General features: G+C 60.7%; 7 protein-coding genes, 2 tRNA genes and 3 rRNA genes. 3 read left to right on the plus strand and 9 right to left on the minus strand.

The genetic code is table 11. The features are described 5' to 3' along the window. Positions 1-233 precede the first annotated feature (233 nt). Positions 234-2,210: a UvrD-helicase domain-containing protein gene (locus ACDH77_RS20090; protein WP_011052868.1), complete on the minus strand. Its 1,977-nt coding sequence runs from the start codon at positions 2,208-2,210 to the stop codon at positions 234-236. Positions 2,211-2,415: 205 nt separating this feature from the next. On the opposite strand from ACDH77_RS20090, the gene ACDH77_RS20095 reads away from it, so the two are divergent. Beyond that, the gene (locus ACDH77_RS20095) at positions 2,416-3,045 is read left to right on the plus strand and encodes a thymidine kinase (RefSeq protein WP_005917020.1); all 630 of its coding nucleotides are present in this window, start codon (positions 2,416-2,418) and stop codon (positions 3,043-3,045) included. Between the two features lie 428 nt (positions 3,046-3,473). After that, the gene (locus ACDH77_RS20100; protein ID WP_218489036.1) at positions 3,474-4,718 is read left to right on the plus strand and encodes a GAF domain-containing protein; all 1,245 of its coding nucleotides are present in this window, start codon (positions 3,474-3,476) and stop codon (positions 4,716-4,718) included. Positions 4,719-4,893: 175 nt separating this feature from the next. On the opposite strand, the gene ACDH77_RS20105 is transcribed toward ACDH77_RS20100, so the two are convergent. The 8 genes from ACDH77_RS20105 to ACDH77_RS20140 form a co-directional block, all read right to left on the minus strand. Then, positions 4,894-6,495, minus strand: a complete 1,602-nt coding sequence (locus ACDH77_RS20105) for a glucan biosynthesis protein (RefSeq protein WP_042774141.1) — start codon at positions 6,493-6,495, stop codon at positions 4,894-4,896. A 68-nt stretch (positions 6,496-6,563) separates the two neighbouring features. Beyond that, a complete protein-coding gene (locus ACDH77_RS20110; RefSeq protein WP_218489065.1) occupies positions 6,564-7,541 on the minus strand; it encodes a DUF4380 domain-containing protein in 978 nt (325 codons plus the stop codon). A gap of 718 nt (positions 7,542-8,259) precedes the next feature. Beyond that, entirely contained in the window at positions 8,260-9,075 is an 816-nt protein-coding gene (gene mutM, locus ACDH77_RS20115; protein WP_008571924.1) for a bifunctional DNA-formamidopyrimidine glycosylase/DNA-(apurinic or apyrimidinic site) lyase, read from the minus strand. An 807-nt stretch (positions 9,076-9,882) separates the two neighbouring features. Then, positions 9,883-9,997, minus strand: a 5S ribosomal RNA gene (gene rrf, locus ACDH77_RS20120). A 127-nt stretch (positions 9,998-10,124) separates the two neighbouring features. Then, positions 10,125-13,005: ribosomal RNA gene (locus ACDH77_RS20125) — 23S ribosomal RNA — on the minus strand. Between the two features lie 227 nt (positions 13,006-13,232). Beyond that, positions 13,233-13,309, minus strand: a tRNA-Ile gene (locus ACDH77_RS20130). Between the two features lie 18 nt (positions 13,310-13,327). After that, a tRNA-Ala gene (locus ACDH77_RS20135) sits at positions 13,328-13,403 on the minus strand. A 95-nt stretch (positions 13,404-13,498) separates the two neighbouring features. Beyond that, a 16S ribosomal RNA gene (locus ACDH77_RS20140) occupies positions 13,499-15,045 on the minus strand. The 16S, 23S and 5S rRNA genes sit together here with 2 tRNA genes alongside, the layout of an rRNA operon. 748 nt (positions 15,046-15,793) lie before the next feature. On the opposite strand from ACDH77_RS20140, the gene ACDH77_RS20145 reads away from it, so the two are divergent. Next, positions 15,794-16,975, plus strand: coding sequence for a benzoate/H(+) symporter BenE family transporter (locus tag ACDH77_RS20145; RefSeq protein WP_372353631.1), 1,182 nt, complete (start codon positions 15,794-15,796; stop codon positions 16,973-16,975). The last annotated feature ends 36 nt before the right edge of the window (positions 16,976-17,011 follow it).

A 17,011-nucleotide genomic window follows, 5' to 3' on the forward strand; every position in this document is an offset into this window, starting at 1 on the left:
TCGATGCACGCCTGACCGCCAGCGCATCACGGCCGAGACGTTCACGATGCGCTCCATCCTTGCGCACGCGTGCCGCGCAGGGCAGCCGGCCCGGGAGGCTCAGCGTCAGGCACGCCTGGCAACCGATGTGTGCCACGCACTCACCCGCAGTGCATCCGGCAGGCGCCCAGCGCCGCCTTGCCTGCCAGACTCACCTCATGTGGCCCAAAGCTGCCCGCGCGGCTCAGGAGAACTCAGTCGAACAATGCCTGGATCGCGGCCAATCCCGCACTGGCGCGTTCCTTCTTGCGCTCGGCGTCGGCCACCGGGTCGGCACCATCGCGCTGCAGTTCTTCGGCCGGAATCTCATCGAAAAACCGGCTCGGCTTCAGTCGCACATGCTCGCCGAACTTGCGCGTCAGCTTGCTGTGACTCATCCACAGCTGCTCCTTGGCGCGGGTGATTCCCACGTACAGCAGGCGGCGCTCTTCCTGCAGATTGCCTTCTTCCAGGCTCACTTCGTGCGGCAGCACGCCGTCCTCGCAGCCGACGATGAAGACATAGCGGAATTCCAGTCCCTTGGACGCATGCATGGTCATCATGCGCACCTGGTTGCCGCCATCGTCCTTGTCGTTGCGCGACAGCAACGCCAACTGCGCAGCCAGATCGCTGGCGCTTGCACCGCGCGGACCACCTTCGAACCACTCGGCCAGCTCGTCCAGATTGCGCTTGCGCCGCTGGAAGCCGGTCTCGTCTTTCGATTGATTGCGCAAGTCGTTGAGCAAACCGGACTTGTCGGCCAGCAGGCGCACCAGCTCGCCGGCCGGCATGCTGGACGAGTGCTCGCGCATGTCGCGCAGGATGTCGGTAAACGCACTCAAACCGTTGGCCGCGCGCGGCGGTAAATGCTGCAAGGCGCCCATCGACTCGGCTGCGCGCGACATCGGTACCGACTTGGCGCTGGCAAGTTCGGCAAGACGCGCCAGCGAGGTCGCACCGACTTCGCGCTTGGGCGACTGCACGGCACGCAAGAACGCCGCGTCGTCATCCGGGTTGACGATCAACCGCAACCACGACAGCAAGTCCTTGACCTCCTGCCGCTCCAGAAACGCGGTACCACCGGTGAGGTGATACGGCACGCGCAACAGCTGCAGCGCTTTTTCCAGCGGCCGCGATTGAAAATTGCCACGGAACAGAATGCAGAAGTCGCTCCACGGCACCTGCTTGGCGGTACCCAGGAACGAGATCTCCGCGGCGACCTTTTCGGCTTCGTGCTCGCTGTCGCGGCATTCCCACACGCGGATGCGCTCGCCGTCGGCCTGGTCGCTCCACAAGGTCTTCAAATGCTCATGCGGGTTGTGCGCGATCAACGCGTTGGCCGCACGCAGCACACGATTGGAGCAGCGGTAGTTCTGTTCCAGCTTGATGATTTCCAGCGCCGGATAATCGCGCGCCATCTGCTGCAGGTTTTCCGGATTGGCGCCGCGCCAGGCATAGATGCTCTGGTCGTCGTCGCCCACGCAGGTGAAGTTGCCGCGCGGCCCGGCCAGCATCTTCAGCAGCCGGTACTGCGCATCGTTGGTGTCCTGGCACTCGTCCACCAGCAGGTAGCCGATGCGCTCGCGCCAGCCCATCACGATGTCTTCGTTGGCTTCCAGGATCTGCACCGGCAGACGGATCAGGTCGTCGAAGTCCACTGCGTTGAAAGTGGTCAGCCGCGCCTGGTAGCGCTCGTACAAGCTGGCCGCTTCCTTTTCGCGGGTGCTGCGTGCGGCCGCCATCGCCTGCTCCGGCGACAGGCCGGCATTCTTGGCGCGCGAGATCAGGTTCTTGGCATCTTCGATCGCATCGGGCTTGGCGCCATGCATCAGGTCCTTGATCTGCGCGGCGGCATCGTCCGAATCGAAGATCGAAAAGCCGCGCTTCAAACCGGCGGCGGCGTGCTCGATCTGCAGAAACTTCAGGCCCAGTGCGTGGAAGGTGCAGATCGTCAGGCCCTCGGCACCGTCGCCGCGAATGCGCTTGGCCACACGCTCGCGCATTTCCTTGGCGGATTTGTTGGTGAAGGTGATCGCGGCGATCCGCTTGGCCGGATAGCGGCCGATGGCGATCAGATGCGCGATCTTTTCCACGATCACGCGCGTCTTGCCGCTGCCGGCGCCGGCCAGCACCAACAGGGGACCTTCGCAGTGCAGCACGGCGGCGCTTTGCGGGGGATTGAGACCGTACATAGAGGCTTCCGACAGAGCGCGCCATTGTACCGGGGCTGCCCACGGCTGGCCGACGCGATGGATTCATGTCTCCAGTGCGGCTAGCCCTGCCCACAACCGGAGGCTGCTCCCACACGCTCGACGGCAGGCGTCGACCCCGCCCGACCGCGCCAGCGCAGCACACACAGGCGCCGCATCCTGCTGCCTGGCCCGGTAAAATCGCCCGATGGCCAAGCTCTATTTCTACTATTCGGCGATGAATGCCGGCAAGACCACCACCTTGCTGCAATCGGCGCACAACTACCGCGAGCGCGGCATGCGCACGCTGATCCTCACGCCCAAGCTCGACCACCGCGCCGGCAGCGGCGTGGTCGCCTCGCGGATCGGCCTGCGCGCGGACGGGCGTATCTTCGAGCGCGACACCGAGTTGCAGCAGCTGGTCGAACGCGACATCCACAACGACGGCGCGTTGCACTGCGTGCTGGTGGACGAAGCGCAATTCCTCAGCCGCGCGCAGGTCTGGCAGTTGAGCGAGGTGGTCGACCGGCTGCGGATTCCGGTGCTGTGTTACGGCTTGCGTACCGATTTTCGTGGCGAGTTGTTCGAGGGCAGCCAGTTCCTGCTGGCCTGGGCCGACGAGCTGGAAGAAATCAAGACCATCTGCCACAGCGGCAGCAAGGCCACCATGACCGTCCGCGTGGATGCACACGGGCACGCGGTGCAGGACGGTCCGCAGGTGGAAATCGGCGGCAACGAGCGCTATGTGTCGGTCAGCCGGGCCGAGTTCAAGAAGATCATGCGTGGCGAAGGCCGCATCGATCCGCTGCAGATCGCCTTGCCGCTGCCCGTCGCCTAGCGCCGGGGCCTGGTACCGCACCCGCGGCCATCCGCGCTGCCGTGGTGCATCCAGGACAGCACTGCCCCGGAGCAGCGTGTGCGCGCATCCTCGTTTGCGCTGCGATATCGCGCTGGAAGCAGGGGTTTGCACATCGCCGTTGGTCGTTCGCCAACACCAAACGCTCACCGCCGCACTGGCGCCAGCGGCTACAACCACACATCAGCACACGGTGCGGCACCGCGTTCGTCGACAGCCAGCCGCGACCGCCGGCCACGCTCTATACGCTTTGCATGCGCTGCTAAACCCGTGCGGGCATGCGGTCACGCCGGCGTCGCGAGCGCCATCAGACAGGCGTATCGTGGCGCCTGTGAGACAGCGGCGCACCACGCAACCGGGCGCAACCGCGGTCCTGTAAACTGGCAAGCGTCCACTCTTTGGAGGCACTCATGGATCCACTGCCTCCCGCATTGCGCGCCGATATCGCGCGTGTCGGCCGGCTCTCCTCGGTCGCCGACGTGTTGAGCGTGCTCACCCGCCTGACCGGGATGGGATTTGCCGCCGTCGCCCGCGTCACCGACGCGCGCTGGATCACCTGCCAGGTGCACGATGCACTGTCCTTTGGCCTGCGTCCGGGCGACGAACTTCCGCTGGCCACCACGTTTTGCGACAGCGTACGGGTGAAAGGCAATGCGGTGTGGTTCGGGCATGCATCGGATGACCCGATCTACCGCGATCATCCCTCGCCGCGGCTCTACGGCTTCGAAAGCTACGTCTCGGTGCCGATCAGGTTCGACGATGGCAGCGTGTTCGGCACCTTGTGCGCGCTGGATCCGCAGCCGCGCGTCATGGACGCACCGCTGGTGGAAAAGGTCGAACTGCTCGCACAGTTGCTGGCCGCACAGATCCAGGCCGAGCAACGCGCCGAAGAAAGCGCGCTGGAATCGCGACGCGCCCGCAGCGAACTGGGCCGTGTTGGCGCCTCGGCGCGCTTGCGCGAAGAATTCATCGGCATTCTCGGGCACGACCTGCGCAACCCATTGCAGTCCATGCATGCGGTGGTGGATATGCTGTCCATCGACCAACTCGACCATCGCTACGGCAGCTCCATCCGCTCGCTGCAGCGTAGCCTGCGGCGCATGGAAGAACTGATCGATTTCGCCTGCGATTTCGCTCGCGGCATCGAACTCGATTGGTTGCAGCTGGACTATGGCGACGGGAGCGACTTGGTCGATGCACTCTCCCAGGTCGTGGACGAAACCCGCGCCGCCTACCCCAACCAGGTGCTGTCCACGCATGTGGCCATCGACGAGCCGGTGCACGGCGATGCGATTCGGCTGGCGCAGATGTTCGGCAGCCTGATGATCAACGCCGTCGTGCAAGGGCCGCAAAGTTCGCTGATCAAGGCGGTCGCGGTCACCGAACATGGCCGGCTACGCATCGAAGTCTGCAATCTGGATGGGATCGATCCACGGCGGCTGGATGTGCTGCACGCTTCCACCCATGTGCATACCGGCGGACGTGCGCTACCGGATGTCGATCTGGGCCTGCATATGGCAGCGCAGATCGCAAAGGCCCATCAAGGCGAATTACGCATCATCAGCGGCAAGGACGGCACCTGCTTCCGCGTGGAGCTGGCCTGCACACGTCCGCGCGGACGACTTCACCTGGTCGGCACCTCGGCGCCGGCCTGAGTGCTTTACGCAGCGACGATCGTCCCGCAAACACGTCCGACAACAGATGGCGCTCCAACCGCATGCTGCATGCCGCAGCTGGCCACGCGTCCCCTGGCGCCGCATTGCCGCATGCGACCGCGCTGGCCCCGCGATGCCCGCAACAAGCGTCGCCGGCCGCCCCGCCCGGCGCTTCTCAGTAAATCTTGCGCTCGCTCGGCGGCGGCGGCGTCCACTGGTACAGCCAGGTTTCGGTGAGCGGCTTGCCATTGGCGCGCAGATACAGGCGGATATCGATCTGCTGGGTGCCCTCGTCCGGCGGCACCAGGTCGAACATCGCCCGATAGCCCTTGAGCTCGTGCAGCGGGCGCGCCGACACGATTTCAGTGGTGCCGCGCGACACCTGCAACACCGCCTCCACCTTGGCCTTTGCGTCCTTTGCCAGCGCGGCCAGTTCGCCACCGGCAAAATCCACCGCGAAGCGCCAGGAGAAATGGCTGCGTTTTTGCCCGACGATGCCGCCGAGGCCGGTTCGGGTCGCCACGCAATGCGCCAACGGCGAGCTGGCCGGCGGCTGCGCGCCCCAGTACAGCCGGTAGCCCATCAGCAGTTCCTGCCCCGGCTGCGGCTTGGCTTGCGGGTTCCAGAACGCCACGATGTTGTCGAAGGTCTCGTCCACGGTCGGAATCTCGACCAGCTGCACCGAGCCCTTGCCCCAACCACTCTTGGGTTCCACCCACAGGCACGGGCGCTTTTCGTAAAACACGCCATCGTCCTGGTAATGGTCGAAGTTGCGGTCGCGCTGCAGCAGCCCGAACCCACGCGGGTTCTCGTCGACGAACATGTTGAAACGCAGATGCGGCGGGTTGCATAACGGGCGCCAGATCCATTCGCCGCCGCCGGTCCACATCGCCAGGCCATCGGTGTCGTGAATTTCCGGACGCCAATCCCAGTCCATCCGGTTATCGTTTTCGCCGACCTGGTACATGCTGGTGCACGGGCCGATACCCAGCCGCTCGATCGCCTTGCGTGGGTACAGCGCGCTGTCGATATCCATCAGCAGCACATCGCCATTGGTGATGGCGAAGCGGTACGCGCCGGCAACGCTGGGCGAATCCAGCAAGCCGTACACCACCACCGTGTCCGAATCGTCGGCCGGCTGCTCCAGGTAATAGGCGATGAAATCCGGAAACTCTTCCGGCCCGCCGGTACCGGTATCGATGGCCAGCCCGCGTGCCGACTGCCCATACTGGCCTTCCTTGCCGACCGCACGGAAATAGCTTGCACCCAGGAATGCCGAGAAGTCGCGTTCGGTGTCCTTGCGTGTGTTGAGCCGGAAACCGGCAAAGCCCAGATCCTTTGGCAATTGCTTGCCGCCCAGCCCGCTGCGGCCGTAATCGAATGCCGCCGGGTCGTAGGCCAGTTGCTGTGCCTTGCCATCGACGATGTCGTAAATGTGCACCGGGGTATGGAAATACAGTCCCAGGTGGAAGAACTTGGCCTGGAATTTGCCGTTGCCATCGGCCCACAACGCGTGGTCCTGGCGGTAGCGGATGGACTGATACTGATCCCAGTTCAGCGCCTCAAGCGGCCCCGGCAATACCTGCTTGTGACTTTTGTAAGGCGCCTTCGCCAGCGCGCGCGCCTGCCCTTTCAACCAGGCGTAGTCGAAGGGTTGCGGTTGCCCGAGTCGACGCAGGCCAACGGCCTTGGCCGCCAGCGCCCACTGCGGCAACGTCGGCAAACCGAGCGCGGCCAATGCGGCAGCAGCATTCTTCAGGAAGTGGCGTCGTTGCATGCGCATCGATCTGGTCAGGGAATGGGCGACATCATAGCCACAGCCCGGCATCGACGTGAATGCGCATCTCAGCGAGGCGCAGGCGACGCATCGCACGCATTGGCCAGCGCCAGCGCGTTGGCGTGGCTGCAAAGGAACCGCCGCTGCGCCTGTTCCTCATCCGGCCCGGTATAGCGCAGCAGCGTCCACTGCTCCTGTGCCTGCATTTGCGCACCTGGCGCAAGCTGCCGATACGGCGCGTGCACCTCCATTTCCAGCAATCCCTGTTCCGGATGCCGGGGTGGCGCATCCAGATACAACTCCACCTGGCCTTGCTCGGGATGGATCGCCGACAGCGGTTGATGCGCGAAGCGAATCACCAAGACCTGCCCGCCTGCGAACCCGGCCATCCATCCTGCCGACGGCTGCAGCAATAGCTTGCCGCGCTGGATCAATTGGTCTGGACGCGTATCGGCGCGCAGCGCGAGCAGGCCGCGCTCATGCTGATAGCGCGGCGCAATCGTGCCGGGCTCGCGCGGCGGCTGCAGCCGGATATCCGCAGCAGCGGCAACGGGCACAAACACCCGCGTCGTTGCCGCAACCCGCGTATTGAACCAAAGATCCCAGGCAATTGGCTGCGCGCGGATATTACGTGCGCTGGCCTGGATGTCGACGGTATCCGCACGCACTGCAGAACGTTTGATCTGCTTGCGCAATTGCACCCCGGTCAGCGGGCTGGGCACCCCTTCAAATTCCACCACGTCATGACGACGCACGTTGACGCGCGTCTGCGCCAGGGACAGATACGGATCCGGCGGCCACACCGCGGCCGCCGCCTGACGCTCGTGGTTGAGCTGCTGGTGCAACCACCACTGACTCTGCGGCCCGACCCACACATCATGGCCGAAATAGGGAATATCCCCCGCAGTGACCGACACCTCGGGCGCAGGCTGTTGCTCCACTGCCGCACCGACCTTCAACACGTTGGGCTGGCCGCGCAGATGGAACGACAGCACGCGCCCGCCAAATGCCGGCGTGACGCTCAGCTCTATCGCGTTGGTCTTCAACTGGAGACGCTCTACGGCAGCTGCCGCGCTCGAAGAGGGCGTCATCGCGCCGGTCGACGGCATGGCTACCAGCGCACATGCACCGATAAGGATCAGAGGAATGACAAGCTGTCGCGAGCTGGACATACAGCGCTTCCACATGAGGACTTCACGATTGTGGCCCGCCGCCTACCTGGACACCAGGACACCGCTGCTCGCGGCTGCTTGCTGTACCTCCGCTGCAGCTAAGGTGCGATGTCGCACTATGCTTGCCTGGAGAACTGGCCACGTTGGGCGCTGAGCACTCTCGACGGACTCGAGCAGAAGAGGGTTTCCGTGCGGTCGGCACCTGCGCCCGGACATGCATGCAGGTTGGAGCGCACGCCCGATGCCGGTATCCAGAGCGAGCGTAACGATCGCGACGATTCCTGCAGCTAGCTGGCCGCTTTAAAGGTGCGGTATAGCGATCGATTCAGTAGTCTCGGGCGGCCCGACCGCATGCGCCGCAACCAGCCAGTGCATGCCGAAAACTACGGTGCCCAAGAGAGCCGCGTCGACCGTCACAGCATTGCGCAGAGCAGACGCGTGTAGCACGCCCGCAGTCGAGCCATATGGAGAGTTGATCGGAGTCGCTTTGTTGTGACTTGCGCGGCAACGATGGTGACACGATCGCGCGAGTGCCAGTGCTCAAACACCGCGAGTGCCAGTGCTCAAACACCGCGTCGGCGCGATATCGCGCTTATCGCTGACAGCTCCCGCACCACACCGTGGCGCGTTGACCAATCGTCGCGTGCTTCAGCACCCGCCCGCACTGCTTGCAGGCCTCGCCTTCGCGCCCGTACACAGAGAGTTCCTGCTCGAAATAGCCAGGCGCACCATCCGGGCTGATGAAGTCGCGCAAGGTAGTCCCGCCGCGTTGAATGGCATACGCCAGGATGTCTTTCACTGCGTCAGCCAGACGCCGATACCGCGCCAGCGACACTTTTCCCGCCTCGCGCAGCGGACTGATTCCCGCCCGATGCAGGCTTTCGGCAGCGTAGATATTTCCAACCCCGACAACCACGGCCTGATCCATCAAAAAGGTTTTGACGGCGGCACGCCGCCCTTGTGCCAGTGCGTGGAGATAATCGCCAGTAAATGCGTCCGATAATGGTTCTGGACCAAGCGCAGCGAGCAACTCATGGGTTTGTGTGCCGGATTGCCACAGCAGGCAGCCAAAGCGACGCGGATCGTTGAAGCGCAGCACGCGCCCGTTCTGCAGACTGATATCCACATGGTCATGCGCCCGCGGCAGGGTATCGCCTGGCAGCACCCGCAGACTTCCGGACATCCCCAGATGCAACAGCGCGCTGCCGCCCGCATCTGTATCGATCAACAGATATTTCGCGCGTCGGCGCACGTTGGTAATGGTAGCGCCGGGGAGCAAGCGCTCGATCTGCTCGGGAATCGGCCAGCGCAAATCGGGCCGACGCAGGATCACGCCATGGATCCGCTGCCCAACCAGATGCGGCGACAGGCCACGCAACGTCGTTTCGACCTCGGGCAACTCGGGCATCAGCGCATCCAACAAGCGCCGGTCACATACCGGCAAGGCAGCTAATGGGGTCGAAACACTCAAATGCAATCAATGCGACGCTGCCGGCGTGCCATCGCTGGTCTATCCCTGCCTTGCCCGCCTGATAGAAGCGCTACTTCCACGTCATACCGTGAACTGAAGATATCGGATCACGATTCGTTTCGACGTGACCTGCTGATCTTTCGCAGCGGCGGCCCTTGCGTTTCTGGCTCGCATCTACGCGTTCTTCGACTGCACCGCGTGGAGCCGATCAATGGCGCAGCGATGTAATGCTGAGCCCTGCGTTGGCGATCCAGTTTCTGGGACTGGATATGTGAAACGTCCTCCTTGCGTCTTGTCTCACCAAGGATGTGGGGCCCATCACTGATGCCGTGATCGACCCGCTCCAGGCCGTTCTTTGTATCGAGGATATGCGCACTAGGACGTCGGCCGAGCGAGGCTGTCATGGGCGATGTCTGTTATCGGCTTCAGCCACTACCGCACCCGTGCATCTGGCATTGGCCAGGCAGGTTTTTGGCCAACAGATGGATCGCGCCCTTTTCTCCAAGAGATGGGCGCGTGGCGTGTGTGGCGAGGCTTGGTGCCAGCGTCCTGACGGGCTACCGGCCCCGGCGGTACTGTACGTACGGCATGACATCGGTGCCGGTCGGCAAGCGGCGCAGATGCGCCAGCGCCTTGCGTGGTAACGCGTGGGGGATGCGAGGCGCGTTTGCGCGCGGCGCTATGCAGCGCTCGCGCAAAAAAGAAACCCTCAGTCCGTTTGGACTGAGGGTTTCGGGGTAAAGCCCCTGGCGATGACCTACTCTCGCATGGCTTGAGCCACACTACCATCGGCGCAGCTGCGTTTCACTTCCGAGTTCGGGATGGGATCGGGTGGTTCCACAGCGCTAATTTCACCAGGGAGACGGTTGGAGCGTCGCCATCCAAGAAACGGATTAAGGCGCCCAGTCTCGCAGAGTTAACTTGTGACGTAGCTTGCATTTGATGATCTACCAACGTTCGTTGGGACCAAGGCAACTTGAGGTTATATGGTCAAGCCGCACGGATCATTAGTATCAGTTAGCTCAATACATTGCTGTACTTACACACCTGACCTATCAACCACGTAGTCTACATGGTTCCTTTAGGGGGCTTGTGCCCCGGGAAGTCTCATCTTGAGGCGCGCTTCCCGCTTAGATGCTTTCAGCGGTTATCGCTTCCGAACATAGCTACCCGGCAATGCCACTGGCGTGACAACCGGAACACCAGAGGTTCGTCCACTCCGGTCCTCTCGTACTAGGAGCAGCCCCTCTCAAACTTCCAACGCCCATGGCAGATAGGGACCGAACTGTCTCACGACGTTCTGAACCCAGCTCGCGTACCACTTTAAATGGCGAACAGCCATACCCTTGGGACCGACTACAGCCCCAGGATGTGATGAGCCGACATCGAGGTGCCAAACACCGCCGTCGATATGAACTCTTGGGCGGTATCAGCCTGTTATCCCCGGAGTACCTTTTATCCGTTGAGCGATGGCCCTTCCATACAGAACCACCGGATCACTAAGACCTACTTTCGTACCTGCTTGATCCGTCGATCTTGCAGTCAAGCACGCTTATGCCTTTGCACACAGTGCGCGATGTCCGACCGCGCTGAGCGTACCTTCGTGCTCCTCCGTTACTCTTTAGGAGGAGACCGCCCCAGTCAAACTACCCACCATACACGGTCCCTGATCCGGATAACGGACCTAGGTTAGAACGTCAAGCACGACAGGGTGGTATTTCAAGGATGGCTCCACTGCAGCTAGCGCCACAGTTTCATAGCCTCCCACCTATCCTACACAGACGAACTCAACGTTCAGTGTAAAGCTATAGTAAAGGTTCACGGGGTCTTTCCGTCTTGCCACGGGAACGCTGCATCTTCACAGCGATTTCAATTTCACTGAGTCTCGGGTGGAGACAGCGCCGCTGTCGTTACGCCATTCGTGCAGGTCGGAACTTACCCGACAAGGAATTTCGCTACCTTAGGACCGTTATAGTTACGGCCGCCGTTTACTGGGGCTTCGATCAAGAGCTTCGCCTTGCGGCTGACCCCATCAATTAACCTTCCAGCACCGGGCAGGCGTCACACCCTATACGTCCACTTTCGTGTTTGCAGAGTGCTGTGTTTTTGATAAACAGTCGCAGCGGCCTGGTTTCTGCGACCCTCTTCAGCTATAGCTCGCACGAGCCACCAAAAAGGGTGCACCTTCTCCCGAAGTTACGGTGCCATGTTGCCTAGTTCCTTCACCCGAGTTCTCTCAAGCGCCTGAGAATTCTCATCCTACCCACCTGTGTCGGTTTACGGTACGGTCTTCGTGAGCTGAAGCTTAGGAGCTTTTCCTGGAAGCGTGGTATCAGTGACTTCGCCATAAAGGCTCGTCTCGGTGCTCGGTCTTAAAGGATCCCGGATTTGCCAAAGATCCAAACCTACCGCCTTTCCCCGGGACAACCAACGCCCGGTACACCTAACCTTCTCCGTCCCTCCATCGCACTCACGCGAGGTGCAGGAATATTAACCTGCTTCCCATCGACTACGGCTTTCGCCCTCGCCTTAGGGACCGACTAACCCTGCGTCGATTAACGTTGCGCAAGGAAACCTTGGGCTTTCGGCGTGCGGGCTTTTCACCCGCATTATCGTTACTCATGTCAGCATTCGCACTTCCGATACCTCCAGCAGACTTCTCAATCCACCTTCGCAGGCTTACGGAACGCTCCTCTACCGCGCATAAAACAAGTTTTATGCACCCCAAGCTTCGGTTCACTGCTTAGCCCCGTTAAATCTTCCGCGCAGACCGACTCGACCAGTGAGCTATTACGCTTTCTTTAAAGGGTGGCTGCTTCTAAGCCAACCTCCTGGCTGTCTATGCCTTTCCACATCGTTTTCCACTTAGCAGTGAATTTGGGACCTTAGCTGTGGGTCTGGGTTGTTTCCCTTTTCACGACGGACGTTAGCACCCGCCGTGTGTCTCCCATACAGTCCGTCTCGGTATTCGGAGTTTGCAATGGTTTGGTAAGTCGCGATGACCCCCTAGCCATAACAGTGCTCTACCCCCGAGAGGATACATATGAGGCGCTACCTAAATAGCTTTCGAGGAGAACCAGCTATCTCCGGGTTCGATTAGCTTTTCACTCCTAATCACAGCTCATCCCCGTCTTTTGCAACAGACGTGGGTTCGGGCCTCCAGTACCTGTTACGGCACCTTCACCCTGGCCATGACTAGATCACCCGGTTTCGGGTCTACTGCCCGCGACTATGCGCCCTTATCAGACTCGGTTTCCCTTCGCCTCCCCTATACGGTTAAGCTTGCCACGAACAGTAAGTCGCTGACCCATTATACAAAAGGTACGCAGTCACTCTTGCGAGCTCCTACTGCTTGTACGCACACGGTTTCAGGATCTATTTCACTCCCCTCTCCGGGGTTCTTTTCGCCTTTCCCTCACGGTACTGGTTCACTATCGGTCGGTCAGGAGTATTTAGCCTTGGAGGATGGTCCCCCCATATTCAGACAGGGTTTCACGTGCCCCGCCCTACTCGTCTTCACTGGAGTGGCCCTTTTAAATACAGGGCTATCACCTTCTATGGCCAATCTTTCCAGATTGTTTTTCTAAAGCCATTCCAGCTTAAGGGCTGCTCCCCGTTCGCTCGTCACTACTTAGGGAATCTCGGTTGATTTCTTTTCCTCCGGTTACTTAGATATTTCAGTTCACCGGGTTCGCTTCCAGCAGCTATGAATTCACTGCAGGATACTGCCGAAGCAGTGGGTTTCCCCATTCGGATATTGCCGGATCAAAGCTTGTTGCCAGCTCCCCGACACTTTTCGCAGGCTACCACGTCCTTCATCGCCTCTGACCGCCTAGGCATCCACCGTGTGCGCTTATTCGCTTGACCATATAACCCCAAGTTGCCTCAGGGTCATATGCCGTGTTGTGTGGGGTACAAAGCCACCAACGCGAACATACGACTCAATTATTTAGGGACTCGAAGTCCCCGCCTTAGCCTCAACGACACGTTTAGATAGATATCTCAAACGCTCGCTACGTCACAAGTTATAAAAGAACATGTCTCAGCCTCAACGCTGAGCCATATAAATTCTTAAGTGTGCACTACATTCAGAGTGGTGGGTCTGGGAGGACTCGAACCACCGACCTCACCCTTATCAGGGGTGCGCTCTAACCACCTGAGCTACAGACCCAAAGTCGTTTCACTCAAATGGTGGAGCCTGTCGGGATCGAACCGACGACCCCCTGCTTGCAAAGCAGGTGCTCTCCCAGCTGAGCTAAGGCCCCATGATGGGACTTTCGCATATCGGCCTGTGCCGATACGCATCTCTGAATGCAGGTAATTTGTGAGGACGCCCGACAGGACGATGACGTCATGCTCAAAAGGAGGTGATCCAGCCGCACCTTCCGATACGGCTACCTTGTTACGACTTCACCCCAGTCATCGGCCACACCGTGGCAAGCGCCCTCCCGAAGGTTAAGCTACCTGCTTCTGGTGCAACAAACTCCCATGGTGTGACGGGCGGTGTGTACAAGGCCCGGGAACGTATTCACCGCAGCAATGCTGATCTGCGATTACTAGCGATTCCGACTTCATGGAGTCGAGTTGCAGACTCCAATCCGGACTGAGATAGGGTTTCTGGGATTGGCTTGCCCTCGCGGGTTTGCAGCCCTCTGTCCCTACCATTGTAGTACGTGTGTAGCCCTGGTCGTAAGGGCCATGATGACTTGACGTCATCCCCACCTTCCTCCGGTTTGTCACCGGCGGTCTCCTTAGAGTTCCCACCATTACGTGCTGGCAACTAAGGACAAGGGTTGCGCTCGTTGCGGGACTTAACCCAACATCTCACGACACGAGCTGACGACAGCCATGCAGCACCTGTCTCACGGTTCCCGAAGGCACCAATCCATCTCTGGAAAGTTCCGTGGATGTCAAGACCAGGTAAGGTTCTTCGCGTTGCATCGAATTAAACCACATACTCCACCGCTTGTGCGGGCCCCCGTCAATTCCTTTGAGTTTCAGTCTTGCGACCGTACTCCCCAGGCGGCGAACTTAACGCGTTAGCTTCGATACTGCGTGCCAAATTGCACCCAACATCCAGTTCGCATCGTTTAGGGCGTGGACTACCAGGGTATCTAATCCTGTTTGCTCCCCACGCTTTCGTGCCTCAGTGTCAGTGTTGGTCCAGGTAGCCGCCTTCGCCACGGATGTTCCTCCCGATCTCTACGCATTTCACTGCTACACCGGGAATTCCGCTACCCTCTACCACACTCTAGTGATCCAGTATCCACTGCAATTCCCAGGTTGAGCCCAGGGCTTTCACAACAGACTTAAACCACCACCTACGCACGCTTTACGCCCAGTAATTCCGAGTAACGCTTGCACCCTTCGTATTACCGCGGCTGCTGGCACGAAGTTAGCCGGTGCTTATTCTTTGGGTACCGTCAGAACAATCGGGTATTAACCGACTGCTTTTCTTTCCCAACAAAAGGGCTTTACAACCCGAAGGCCTTCTTCACCCACGCGGCATGGCTGGATCAGGCTTGCGCCCATTGTCCAATATTCCCCACTGCTGCCTCCCGTAGGAGTCTGGACCGTGTCTCAGTTCCAGTGTGGCTGATCATCCTCTCAGACCAGCTACGGATCGTCGCCTTGGTGGGCCTTTACCCCGCCAACTAGCTAATCCGACATCGGCTCATTCAACCGCGCGAAGCCCGAAGGTCCTCCGCTTTCACCCGTAGGTCGTATGCGGTATTAGCGTAAGTTTCCCTACGTTATCCCCCACGAAAGAGTAGATTCCGATGTATTCCTCACCCGTCCGCCACTCGCCACCCATAAGAGCAAGCTCTTACTGTGCTGCCGTTCGACTTGCATGTGTTAGGCCTGCCGCCAGCGTTCACTCTGAGCCAGGATCAAACTCTTCACTTAAAATTACATGCCCGAAGGCAAATACTTTAGCTGCAGAAGTCCAACCACTGGCAACTTATCGCTTGCAAAGCAATTAATATGTTGCTTGATTAAACGTCTGCAAGATGGACAATCATCCTTCCTGCAGGCGTCCGCACAAATTACCTGCGCACACTGTCAAAGAACATGGGGAAGTGGCCTCAGCGCCGTTCCCGTCAGCTTCGCCGTTTCCGTCGAAGCGAGCCGCCCATTATAGCGGACTTTTTCTTGCCGTCAACACCTCATTTGGAGGCGGTTGACGCTGCTTCGTTTGAAGCCGAAGGTTTTCTGCGAAGCGAGCCGGCCATATTAGCAGGCTTTTCATCCTCGTCAACCCCTCGTGAAGAGGAAGTTGCCGCCGCTGCACCTCAATCCGCCGTAGCGTCTTTCCGTGTAGCGAGCCGCCCATCATAGCCGGCTTTTTCGTTTCGTCAACACCTTGTGATGTCTCCGATTCGCCTCGTTCGTTGTTGCGCTGCTTCGAGAAGCGCCGCCGTCTTGAGCGAGGCCGCGCAGTTTATCGAGACCACGCAGAAGTGCAAGCACTTTTTGACGCTGGCATGACATCGACCTGTATCGACGCGGATACGGCACGCGATTGCGCACTCTCACCACGTCCCGCACGCATGCAGGCTGCAGGCTCATTGATCGACACCCGGAGGCGTAACGGTGCGGTCTCGATCGCGGGATGGCTCGATGAAAATGCATGTACCAGACAGAGAGCGCCCTCATGCCCGCTTCCCGCTATCTGCTTCGCGATCTATCCCTGCCCGCGATTGCCGCCGGGTTTGTCACCGTGCTGGTGGGGTTCGCCAGCTCTGCGGTGATCGTATTCGAGGCCGCGCGCCATCTGGGCGCCGACCAGGCGCAAATTGCATCGTGGATGTGGGCACTGGGCATCGGCATGGGCGTGACGTGTATCGGCTTGTCGCTGCGCTACCGCGTGCCGGTGGTCACGGCCTGGTCCACGCCGGGCGCGGCGATGCTGATCGGCAGTGCAGCCGGGGTGCCGTTGGGCGAGGCGGTCGGTGCGTTTGTGGTGGCCGCGGTGTTGGGGATGGTGGCCGGGTTTTCGGGATTGTTCGAACGCGCGATCCGGCGGATTCCGGTCTCGCTTGCCTCCGGGATGCTGGCCGGCGTGTTGTTGCGCTTCGGCCTGGACATCTTTGTGGCGATGCAGAGCCAGCTGTTGCTGGCGCTGGCGATGTTGGCGACCTACCTGGGCGGGCGGCGCTGGTTCGCGCGCTATGCGGTGATTGCGACCTTGTTGGTGGGTATTGCGATCGCTGCCAGCGGCGGGCTGCTGCGGTTGGAGGCGGTGCAGTTGCAACTGGCCCACCCGGTGCTGGTAGTGCCGTCGCTATCGTGGGCGGCGCTGTTCGGCCTGGCGATTCCGTTGTTCGTGGTGACCATGGCCTCGCAGAACGTGCCGGGCGTGGCGGTGATCCGGGCGTCCGGCTATGCGGTGCCGATCTCACCGACGGTCGGCTGGATCGGTGCGGTCAATGCGGTGCTGGCGCCGTTCGGTGGCTTTGCGTTGAATCTGGCGGCGATTACGGCGGCGATCTGCATGGGTCGCGAAGCGCATGAAGATCCGGCGCGGCGCTACACCGCTGCGGTCAGTGCAGGCGTGTTCTACCTGCTGGTCGGGTTGTTCGGTGCGACCGTGGCAGCGGTGTTTGCGGCCTTCCCGCGTGAATTGGTGATGGCCATTGCCGGGATCGCGCTGCTAGGCACCATCGGCAATAGCCTGGCGGCGGCATTGCGCGAGGACAGCGAACGCGAAGCGGCGTTGATCACCTTTCTGGTCACCGCCTCCGGGCTGACGCTGGTCGGGATCGGCGCGGCGTTCTGGGGCCTGGTGGCCGGAACGATCACGTTGCTGGCATTGCGGACGAAGCCAGCGCCTTAGCGTGCGTGCCCGCTGATGGAGCACCAAGTGCGGCAG

Source organism: Xanthomonas axonopodis pv. maculifoliigardeniae (assembly GCF_041519315.1).
GTDB classification, from domain to species: domain Bacteria; phylum Pseudomonadota; class Gammaproteobacteria; order Xanthomonadales; family Xanthomonadaceae; genus Xanthomonas; species Xanthomonas euvesicatoria.